Source organism: Streptomyces sp. NPDC004561 (assembly GCF_053602155.1).
Genome location: NZ_JBSGDB010000374.1, coordinates 1 through 8,729, shown reverse-complemented (window position 1 = coordinate 8,729; position 8,729 = coordinate 1). Strand labels below are relative to the sequence as shown.

General features: G+C 68.5%; 9 protein-coding genes. 2 read left to right on the top strand and 7 right to left on the bottom strand.

Annotated features, from left to right (window positions below; all coding sequences use genetic code 11):
* Positions 1–127: 127 nt before the first annotated feature.
* Positions 128–2,668: an NACHT domain-containing protein gene (locus ACWEN3_RS34500; protein WP_452979054.1), complete on the bottom strand. Its 2,541-nt coding sequence runs from the start codon at positions 2,666–2,668 to the stop codon at positions 128–130.
* 25 nt (positions 2,669–2,693) lie between these two features.
* A complete protein-coding gene (locus ACWEN3_RS34495; protein ID WP_452979051.1) occupies positions 2,694–3,068 on the bottom strand; it encodes a hypothetical protein in 375 nt (124 codons plus the stop codon).
* Between the two features lie 123 nt (positions 3,069–3,191).
* Here ACWEN3_RS34495 and ACWEN3_RS34490 point away from each other — a divergent pair, with 123 nt between their 5' ends.
* Entirely contained in the window at positions 3,192–3,845 is a 654-nt protein-coding gene (locus ACWEN3_RS34490; RefSeq protein ID WP_452979048.1) for an RNaseH domain-containing protein, read from the top strand.
* A gap of 77 nt (positions 3,846–3,922) precedes the next feature.
* Here ACWEN3_RS34490 and ACWEN3_RS34485 read toward each other — a convergent pair whose 3' ends face one another.
* The 4 genes from ACWEN3_RS34485 to ACWEN3_RS34470 all read right to left on the bottom strand — a co-directional run bounded on the left by ACWEN3_RS34485 (position 3,923) and on the right by ACWEN3_RS34470 (position 6,818).
* A complete protein-coding gene (locus ACWEN3_RS34485) occupies positions 3,923–4,432 on the bottom strand; it encodes a hypothetical protein (RefSeq protein ID WP_452979045.1) in 510 nt (169 codons plus the stop codon).
* A gap of 62 nt (positions 4,433–4,494) precedes the next feature.
* Entirely contained in the window at positions 4,495–5,010 is a 516-nt protein-coding gene (locus ACWEN3_RS34480) for a hypothetical protein (RefSeq protein ID WP_452979042.1), read from the bottom strand.
* 11 nt (positions 5,011–5,021) lie between these two features.
* Positions 5,022–6,368: a hypothetical protein gene (locus ACWEN3_RS34475; RefSeq protein ID WP_452979039.1), complete on the bottom strand. Its 1,347-nt coding sequence runs from the start codon at positions 6,366–6,368 to the stop codon at positions 5,022–5,024.
* 45 nt (positions 6,369–6,413) lie between these two features.
* Positions 6,414–6,818, bottom strand: coding sequence for a hypothetical protein (locus ACWEN3_RS34470; RefSeq protein ID WP_452979037.1), 405 nt, complete (start codon positions 6,816–6,818; stop codon positions 6,414–6,416).
* A 290-nt stretch (positions 6,819–7,108) separates the two neighbouring features.
* Here ACWEN3_RS34470 and ACWEN3_RS34465 point away from each other — a divergent pair, with 290 nt between their 5' ends.
* Entirely contained in the window at positions 7,109–7,609 is a 501-nt protein-coding gene (locus tag ACWEN3_RS34465; RefSeq protein ID WP_452979034.1) for a hypothetical protein, read from the top strand.
* Here the strand turns inward: ACWEN3_RS34465 and ACWEN3_RS34460 are convergent.
* Positions 7,575–8,483 carry an IS5 family transposase gene (locus ACWEN3_RS34460; RefSeq protein ID WP_452979031.1) on the bottom strand — a complete coding sequence of 303 codons (909 nt, stop codon included), beginning with the start codon at positions 8,481–8,483 and terminating at the stop codon, positions 7,575–7,577. The genes ACWEN3_RS34465 and ACWEN3_RS34460 overlap by 35 nt on opposite strands.
* Positions 8,484–8,729 lie beyond the last annotated feature (246 nt).

The window sequence follows — 8,729 nt, the reverse complement described above, 5'->3', positions numbered from 1 at the left end:
ACCCGCTGGAACAGCTCCCACAACTCATCCGGCACCAGCCGCTCAACGATCGACACCACAACCGACAGCCTACCGAACCAAATGAGATGACCTCTTAACCTCTACCTCCCGGTCTAACAAACCACCGCTAGGGGGCCGCTCGCAGCTCGTTCAGGATCTGTTCCAGGGACTTGCGCACGTCGGGGTCCCTTGTCCGGCCGAGCTCGTGCTCCAGGGCGGTGACGAGCTGGTCCGCGGCGGACGGGACCCGCTCGTCGAGCAGGCGCACGACATGGACGGCGCCTTCGACGAAACCCGTGGCACCGACCGCCTTCATGACCCTCCTGCGTACCGTGTCGACGACTTCCCACTCGCGGCTGTACCGCGCGATGTAGCGGGCGGCGAGGTACTGGCCGAAGGGGTCCCGCACCAGGGTCCAGCGGGGCTCAGTGTCGGAGGCAGTGGCCGGCGCCGGACGGACCGGGAAGTCCGACTCGGAGAAAAGGGCCAGCAGTTCGTTGGCGAGCCCGGAGCCGTACGACTCGGGGAGGGTGTGGCGCAGTGCTCTGCGCAGGGCGGCGGCGAACTCATGACCGGCCATATCGGGCGAGCCGCCTGGCCGGATGACGAACCGATAGGCCAGGCGGCACACGATCTGGCCGAGTTCCTCGGGCCGGAGAGCGGAGCGGGAGATACCCCGGTACTCCTCACGTCCGCCGAAGAGCAGGGTGTACGTGCTGTCGTACAGGTCGATCAGCCGGTGCGGGAGATGGCCGTGTCGCTCGTACACGGCGGCTAGTTGGGCCAGGAGGAGCGGGGTGGTGAGCCAGTCGGTCATCTCCGGGGAGGAGGTGGCTTCGGTGAACAGGCGTTCGGCGTCCGACGGGAGCATGTGGGTCGCTCGCGCCCACTGGGAGAGGTAGGTGCGGACGTCGCCCGGCGCGAACGCGTCGATCGCATGCGGAGCGAATCCGCTCGCCACCAAGCCCGAGACGGAGGCGCCGGGGCGGCTGAAGACGACGATCTCGGCCCGGGGGTACCTCACGCAGAACCTGGCCACGTCGACCTGGGCGCGGTCGCGTTCGCGGACGGACAGTTCGTCGAGGCCGTCGAAGATGATCAGTGTACGGCGCTCGGTGAGAAGGAGTTCGAGCGTCTCGTACGACATTTCCAGGTCGTGGCGCAGACCGACCGAGTCGGCGATCAGCCGCTCCAGGGGCAGCGGCTGGCCAGCGCGCTGGCGCAGGGGGACGGTGAAGGCGACGTCCAGCCGACCACCGTCGTGCCTCGCGGCGACCTCGTAGCAGATCCGGTCCGCCAGGACGGTCTTGCCGGTTCCGGCGCCGCCGAGGACGAGGACCTTGCGGTGCTCGGCGGCGACGTCCTGCCAGTGGGCGTGCCGGGCACCGGACCAGGTGACTTCGGTGGGAGTCAGGCGCTGGGGGATGTACAGCTCGTCGGGGGCGGAGAGCCGCCGTTCGTGGCCGGGGAACGCCACGGGGAAGACGCCGGACCACTGGCTGCCCAGCAGGCGACTGCGGTAGCTCTCGAGGAAGTCGCTGGTGTAGACGTCCAGAAAGCGGGCGACATGCTCGCCGTCGGGGTCGTCGCCCGCCGTCTCGCAGTACTCCCGGGCGAACAGCTTGAGCAGGTCGTGGTAGCGGAAGTGGACGCCGTCGCTCGTCTCGACGAGCTGGGCGTCGACCAGGAGTTCCAGCAGCTCCTCCGCCCGCGCCTCCGGCACCTGGAGGAAGACGCCGGCGTGCCGGGCCTCGAAGCGGCTGAGCGGAAGCCGAGACAGGACGCGGAAGGCGTGGGCCTCGGCCTCGTGCAGGCCGCGGTAGCTGATCTCGAAGCTGCCGCGGACATCGAGGGAGCCGTCGGCCAGCTTGGCGAGCCTGGTGCGTTCGTCGGTGAGCACGTCGGTGAGCTTGCCGACGGTCCAGTGGCGCTTCCTCTTGAGGAGGGCGCCCGCGATGCGCAGGGCCAGCGGGAGGCGGCCGCACTGCTGGACGAGAGTGTGGGCGGCGTTCTCGTCGTCCGTGCCGGACCAGTGGCGCTGGGAGACCTCGGCGAGCAGAGTCAGCGACTCGGCCTCGCTCATCAGGTCCAGGTGGTGGAGCAGGACGCCGTCGATCGCCGACAGGGGAACGCGGGAGGTGACGATGACGAGGCAGGTCGCTGTGGCGGGGATCAGGCCCGCGACCTGATCCGCCGACTGGGCGTTGTCGAGAAGGATCAGGCAGCGGCGCCCAGCGAGGAGGGAGCGGTAGCGCTGGGGGAGGTCCTGGGCGCCGACCGGGACGCTGAGGGTGGCGGGGTCGAGGTCGGCGACGAAGCGCTGCAGGATCTGCGCGGCGGTGGGCGGCTCGCCGTTCTGCTCGCCCAGGTCGGCGTAGAGCTGGACCTCGTCGAAGCGCCCGGCGAGCCGGTGGGCCATGTGCACGGCCAGGGCGGACTTGCCGACGCCCGGGGTGCCGTACAGGTCGATGACGTGGGGACCTGGGCCGTCGTCGCCGGTCAGGGACTCGACCGCGATGATGTGATCAGTGCGCCCGCTGAAGCCCTTTGCCTGCTGCGGGAGTTGGCGCAGGGAACGGGTGGGGGTGGGCGCGGAGGTGAAATAGATCGGTGCGTAGTTGTCGCGGAGGACGTTGACTTGTCGGGCGTGGTCGGTGGCGAGTGCCACGGTGTTGGGCCGGGCCGGCCGGCGTCTAGGAAAGCGAAATGGGCCCACTGTTGTTTCCGCTGATGTTGACCTGCCTGGCGTTCCCGCTCGCGTGGGCGATCAGCGTCTGCGTGGCGGGGTCACTCTGGGCGGCGGTCACCAGGGCTTCGAGGGTGGCGGCGAACTCCGCATCGCTCTCCAGCTCGTGCCGCAGATGGCTGGCGACGGTGGCTCGCGTGCCCTCGTCCCCGGGACTAGCCTCCAGCTCGGCCAGGGCGGCGCTCTGCGTGTCGGAACGGCCGAACCGTTGCCGGACGACATGCGCGACGCTCTGGATCTTCAGCCAGGCGGCCTTCCCGGCCTCCGTCGCGGCGCCCTCCCCGAACTTGGTCGCAACCAGCGCCACTGCTACGGCACTCAAGGTAGCCGGATCCATGCTCGCCTCCCCCATGCGTCCCCACGTCACGGTCCTGCTCCCACGCTACCGGCGCGAAGCGGGTTCCTGCAGCGAAACGGTCAGAGCCGCCTCCTGCTGAGAGCGGCCGTGTCGGCCTCCGTTCAGGTGCGTGGCGGACAGGCGGCGGTCGCGGCGGATCTGGAGGTAGGTGGTGGAGGCGACAGCGAAGGCGGACCAGGAGCGATCGCCGACGGCAGCCGGGACGAGACGGCACAGTGCTGGGCCGAGGCGGAGGAACTCTCTCCCGAGCTGGAGGGGCAGCATCGTGGGGGCATCGCGATGGGGCTGTGGCGGGCTGGCTTGCGGGGAGACTCGGACCGCGTCTTCTACAGCACTATCGGCAAGTTCGGCACGCAGATGAAGCTCACCAACGACGACGCCAAATTGACTCCGCACACCAATGCCTCGGGCAACAACGCCTACCGGCCGACGGTGAACGTCTGGAACCCGGACCTCCTGGAACTGACCGTCGCCTGCCTTCAGCCCGGTGACGACGCGGAGGCATGGGCCGGATTTGTCCACCAGCAGCGTCTCAGCGAGGACTACCGTGCTGGTCGCGAGGGGTTAGCTCTGCCCTTGATCCTCCATCTTGCGCGACTCGCGGACGATTACGTTCTGCCTCACGAGATCGAGGAGGCCTTGGACCCGACGGAGCCCCGGGTTGCAGCCGCGCCGGACGACGCTTTGTCGGGCCAGCTGGCCTTCGACTTCGACCTCGATGAAGGGGATGACGACGAGTGAAGCTTCCCGCCGAGTAGCCGAGGGGAGTCTGCCCGGTCAGGCTTGGCGGGGACAGGTCGAGTTGCAGGCGGAGGCGATCACAGTTTGAACAGGACCCCGCGCCATGTCCACCCCGCGCCGAGGACCGCCTCCTGCAGGGGTGTCTTCAGCTCCGCGGAATCGAAGAGGAACTCTTCCGTCTTCTGGAGGCGGCCGTCGGCCCCCCGCTCGACCGTCCAGCGCCGGGAGACCGTCCTCACCTGCCCGCGGGACTGCTCTCTCGGCAGCGCCAACCTGGGCGTACTTCCGATCCAGGTCACTTCCCACTCGCGGTCGAGAACGCGGACTTCGCGGCTCTCCGGGACCAGGCGCATCCTGATCTGAAGGGTCCGGCTCACCTGGGTCCGGGCGAAGAAGGCGTGCCAGGCCGGATCCCGGATACGCCACTCCGCAACCAGATCGGCCCCCTCAGCGGCACCATCGCGCACAACATAAGGTGTGTCTGGCCCGCTGACTTCGAGCAACGTCGTCCGGACCTCCTCGACGGATCGCGGCGCGACGCCGCCTTTCGGGCGCTTGGTACCTGTGAATATGTCGAAGAAGCCCATCAAACCACCACCTATGAACGTCTAGTCACTCAACGTGAGATCTCCGGGTACGGTGGGACGGGTTAGGACACCGCCCCGATGTCCGGGCCGACCGTCCGAACGAATTCCTGGAAATCCGGCAGAATAGTGTCGTGCTGTGCCGCAGTGGCGGTCAGGTACGTCCGGATCACCGCACGTTTGCGCGGGTCGTCGGCGTCCAGCATGGCCAAGTACACCTGGGACTGGACGAGATCACGGCGCACACCGCCGACGACGGCTGAGAACGTCAGCCTCTGTGTCAGCGCGGGCGCGGCCTCGGAGCCGACCTCGTGTCGGTTCACCACCACCACCGACTCGGCGACTTCGTGCAAGCGCTGCACCGACTCTTCCGCGAGTTCGGGCAACCCCACCGTGTTAGGAGGGAACTCGCCGTCGATGGTGATGTTCGCGGTGAAACCGGCGTCAGGCTCCGGATGAAGCGCGACAAAGGCAGCCTCGGGGGCGCCGACCTCGTCTGGAGGGGCCGGGCGCCAACCGTCCGGCAGGCGGAATTCGATCGGTACCGGCAGGGTCGAGGCCATTAGGGTCGTTCCTTCCATGGAGTGGTCCATCAGAGCAGACCGGTGAAGTCGTCCTTGAGTGAGCTCGCGGCATCGCCGACGGCGTCGACCGCGCCTCCTACGGCATCGGCCGCATCGCTGGCAGCGGCGCTCACCTTATGCGGGTCGACGGTGAACTCCGCGCCCACGGCGCCGCCGAGTCCGAGCGCGACGCCCACCTTCGCACCGATATGGAACTTACCGTCGTCTCCCTTGCCCAAGGTCACCCCGGCCTCCGCGCCCGCACCGGCCCACCCCTCGGCCGTGGCACCGGCGCCGATACCCGCGACCTCGCCTCCCCCGGCGACACCGGCCTTCGCCCCGGCGAACGCCTTCGCTTTGGCATTGAGGCCGTCGAGACCTGCCCCGGCACCGGCCTGGGCCTCGGCACCGTCGAATCCGGTCCCCCGCACGTAGGCGCCGCCGAGATACCCGTAGTCGGCTCGCCCTTCCACCAGGGCCCGCGCTCCCGCAGACGCCTCGACGGATCCGGAGATGCCCTTGTCCGTCATGGCGCCGGACGCCGACGCCCTGGCCCCTATCACAAGGTCGCCAACCGTGGAGAGTTCCAGGTCGCCGTCGGACAGTGTTCCTTTCCCGGTCAGGTGCTCGAGGTCGGCGTACACCTTGGCCGAGCCTTCCTTGCCGTACTTGGGACCACTGGCGGAGGCGCCGGCGCTGGGGCCTGTCGCCGTGCCCTTGCCGTGCCACTGCCACCCGTCGGTCTTCGTGTGAGCCTTGTCCCCGGGCGGCTCCTCGGTCTTGTACTTGCCGAGGTCACCTTGCGCCTTGCCGTTGAAGCCGTTGAGGGTGCCGTCGGTGACGTCGGTGTCGACCACCACGGTCTGGAGAGCGAACTCGACGTCCTTGTCGGCGTCGCCCACGTCCTTCACGCACTGGTCGATACGGGCTTGCCAGGAGGCTACGGACTTACGGACACTGTCCTGGTAGTCGGGGTCGTGCGCCAGTGCCTGACGGTCTCCCGGGCTGAGCTTCCCGGTGTCGTACGAGACCACGCCCTGGTCCGACACCTTCATCCCTGCGGCGATCGCGTCGTCCCGGGCCGACTCCAGCTTTTTGCGCAGGTCCACGAACTGGGTGTGCGCATCGTGCAGGAGCGAGGCGATCGCCTTGGCCTCGACCTGGGCTTTCTGGAACTCCTTGAGAGTGATGCCGAGGCGCTTCTGGGCGGCATCCCCGCTGAACCCCGTCCATGACGGACCGAGGGTGATGCCGTGCACGTTCTTCCCGTACGCCGTCTCCTGCTTGTGGAACTCCTTCGCCATCCCGTCCCAGCGGTCGGTGGCCGTGGTCAGCGTGGACAGGTCGGTCGTCATGATCTCGTGGTACGTCGGCATGGGTCCCCGTTGAGTGCTTGGCGTACGAGTCGAATCAGGAAGAGGTCAGTTCTGCGGCGGCTGCGAGTACTGGTCGAGCGCCGACGGCCTGCGCACTCCTGCGGCGACATCGACATCCGTGCCTTGCAATGTGGTGTTGGCGGCCCGCAGTGACCCCTTGTCCGCCGACAACAGGTTCATGAGGTCCTGGACCTGCTCGCCCCACGTCTTGTGCGCCTTCTGAAGGGCTCCGGACGTCAGCCAACCGTGTCCGTCCTTCGCCCCGAACGCCTTGACCGCGGCGCTCGTTTCGTGGTCCGTCCAGGCCCCCGCCGTGCGGGTGTCCGGCTCGATGTGCTGCTCGATCGCATTCGCCGCGGCCTGCTTCTCGGCGGGCGACGACGTCAGTCCCGACTGACCGCCAAAGGAACCGCCCCCACCTCCTGGATCGGCGAGTTGGTTCAGCCGCATGCTGACCGGCTGGGCAGCCGCGTTGCCGGTTATGTGCCGCTCTCCTGCTGTGCCAGCCACGAAGCCTTTGCCCCCGTCCACATGCCCTTAGCGTGCACCTGCCAGGATAGCGATCCGTCCATTGCCTCATGGGTGACGGGTACTGATCTGTGACAAGCCCATCGCACTGACCAACTAAGAAGCCGTTATCAATCCGGGTGTGATCGCTTGATTTCCGCTGGTCGGGCTTGGTGTTGGGGGGTGGGTGGCAGGGATGTCGGCGTCGTGTTGCCGCATCGCTGGAGGGCCGGATGCCGTCGTCTATGGGGCTGCTGGAGGACCGGGAGCTGAGTGCGCGTCAGCGTCTTGAGGAGTGCCGCGAGGAGGCGGAGCGCGCTGAGGCCGCGCTCGCCGAGGCCGAACGGGCCTGTGAACGAGCTGTGATCGCGAAGGAGGAGTTCGCGGCGGCACTGGCCGAGGCGCGCGCAGAGGATGATCCGCCGCCGGACGGCGGGGTGCGGACCGCCGGTGCGGCGCCGGGCACGACCGTGCCCGAGTGGCGGCCGGGGCTTGGGCCGACGGTGCTCGCGGCCAACTACCAGCGGATCATCGGTGCACTTGAGGCGGCAGCGCGGGAGGAAGCCGGGCCGCTGAACTGCCGTCAGATCGCTGGCCGGTTGGAGTGGGAGACCTCGGCGGCCGGGGTGGAGCGGGTGCGGGCCAAGGCGCGGCGGATGGCCGAGCGCGGCTGGCTGGCCAAGGAGGCGGACGGCCGGTTCAGCGCCGTCGCCCGGCCAGGCGGCGGATCATGAGTGCGGTCATCGACCAGTAGACCATCGCCTCGGCGACCTCGGTGGTGCGCTCGTAGTCGCGGGCCAGGCGGCGGGTGCGCAGCAGCCACCCGTTGGTGCGCTCAATCACCCAGCGGCGCGGCAGTACCGTGAACCCCACCGTGTTCTCGGCGCGCTTGACCACCTCCAGGACCAGCTTCAGTGCGGCCGCGGCCCACTCCACCAGGGCGCCGCTGTAGCTGCCGTCGGCCCAGATCAACTTCAGGCGGAAGTACCGGGCCCGCGTTCGCGGCAGCAGCGCGTTCGCGGCGTCGCGGTCGGTGACCGAGGCGGCGGTGACCATCACAGCCAACAGCAGTCCGAGGCAGTCGACCACCAGGTGGCGCTTGCGCCCGTTGATCTTCTTGCCGCCGTCGAAACCGCGTGAGTCGGCGCCCACGACGGCGTCGGCTTTGACCGACTGGGAGTCGATGATCCCCGCGCTGGGCTCCGGGTCGCGGCCCTCCTGCACGCGTACCCTGCGGCGCAGTCGGTCGTGCAACTCGTTCAGCAGGCCCTGGGCCAGGTAGCGGCGGAAGAAGCGGTAGACGGCCTGCCAGACGGGGAAGTCGCAGGGCATCGCTCGCCATTTGATGCCGCCGTCGACCAGGTAGAACACCGCATCGAGCATGGTGCGGTGGCAGTAGGACTCCGGCCGGCCGCCCCTACCCTCCAGCCAGCGCGGCATCGGCAGCGCGTCGCGGACAGCGGCCCACTGCGCGTCGGTCAGGTCGCTGGGGTAGCGACGCTCACGGTCGCCGTGGTCAGCGGCGTTGCCGAACCGGTGCGCGAGACAATCACAGGGCGACACGCCGAAGTTGGACACCGGCGCCGCTGCCGCGGAAAACTGTGACACCTGGGGCCTCCTGGTGCTCGTGGACTCGACATCTCCGAGCTGTGCAGGAGGCCCCTCCCTCATGCGCCGACTGGCTGGCGATCAACCGAACGGGAGCAGGCCCGAACCCCCGTCCGACCCTCACGCCGCAAGATCGCTTTGATAACGGCTTCTAAGCTTGACTCTGTCGGGGATCTTGGAGCCGTCGAGGTCAACTGCCCAGGGTTCGCCAGGACTTCAGCCGAGGTAACTCCCGTTGGTCGAGGT

Coding starts and splice junctions, on each gene's coding strand:
- ACWEN3_RS34485 (WP_452979045.1), bottom strand. CDS start 4,432: ATGGGCTTCTTCGACATATTCACAGGTACCAAGCGCCCGAAAGGCGGC.
- ACWEN3_RS34480 (WP_452979042.1), bottom strand. CDS start 5,010: ATGGAAGGAACGACCCTAATGGCCTCGACCCTGCCGGTACCGATCGAA.
- ACWEN3_RS34475 (WP_452979039.1), bottom strand. CDS start 6,368: ATGCCGACGTACCACGAGATCATGACGACCGACCTGTCCACGCTGACC.
- ACWEN3_RS34470 (WP_452979037.1), bottom strand. CDS start 6,818: ATGCGGCTGAACCAACTCGCCGATCCAGGAGGTGGGGGCGGTTCCTTT.
- ACWEN3_RS34465 (WP_452979034.1), top strand. CDS start 7,109: ATGCCGTCGTCTATGGGGCTGCTGGAGGACCGGGAGCTGAGTGCGCGT.